Origin of the sequence: Mesorhizobium sp. M7A.F.Ca.US.014.04.1.1 (genome assembly GCF_003998745.1) — a bacterium.
GTDB lineage: Bacteria > Pseudomonadota > Alphaproteobacteria > Rhizobiales > Rhizobiaceae > Mesorhizobium > Mesorhizobium ciceri.
In genome coordinates this window covers 1-843 of the sequence record NZ_RZRW01001208.1, presented here as the reverse complement: position 1 = coordinate 843, position 843 = coordinate 1, and the positions used below count along the sequence as shown (strand labels likewise).

The following is an 843-nucleotide window of genomic DNA, read 5'->3' as shown; positions in this document are numbered from 1 at the left end:
TGGTGTCGAAATTGAAATGGCTGGTGCAGCCGAAATCGTGCCAGATGTTGGCCTTGAGATACGGCTGCAGCGCCATGCCATTGATCGCTGTTTCGCCTTGCAGCCATGCGCCGAGCCGGCCGGTCACGCTGCCGTCCGTATCGAAGGAAACCGAAGCAAAGCGGTCCGACGCATCGTCGAGCGACAATTGCTGCCAGACCAGTTGCGCCTGCGGTTCAAGCGTCCAGCCTTGCGCCAGCGCGATGGGATAGCCGCCTTCCAGCGAAGCGGTGACGCCGGTCCCGCCGACGTCGATGCCAATGTCGCGCGACGATGTTGCGTTGCCGCCGAAGAAGGTGGCCATGAGGACGCCGTCCAGGTACCAGCCACCCTGACCGATCCGGGTCCAGTAGCCGCCGATACTGGTGCCGTTGATATCCATGCTGCCGACGGACAGATTGTCCCTGCCCAGCGCCTGGCCGCGCACGTCGCCATTCATGCTGGCATAGGCGACGAACAGGCCGGCGCGATCGGTCTGGCCCGACGCGGTTTCGCGGCCGAACAGATCGAAGCCCGCCTGGAGGCCGAACAGGGTGCCGTCAAAGGACGGCGATACCGTTCCTGAATAGGCCATCTTGCTGTCCTGACCGAAGATGCGGCCCCAGACCGGCGACAGCTCGGTGTTCGACAACAGGCTCTGCTCGCCGCGCCGTTCGTGGAATGTGCCGAGCGTCGTCATCGCCAGATGTTCGGCGACCGGCGGCAAGGCCGAATAGACCGGAACCTCGATGCGATAGAGCAGGATTTCCTCGCCCGCCGCCGGTGTCGGCAGGTCGGGCACCTCAGTTGGCACCACCGGCGGTG

General features: G+C 64.5%; 1 protein-coding gene. It reads right to left on the bottom strand.

The annotated features are described in order from the left end of the window. The coding region (locus EOA22_RS35620; RefSeq protein WP_127390715.1) for an autotransporter outer membrane beta-barrel domain-containing protein at positions 1-843 on the bottom strand (843 nt) is incomplete at both ends.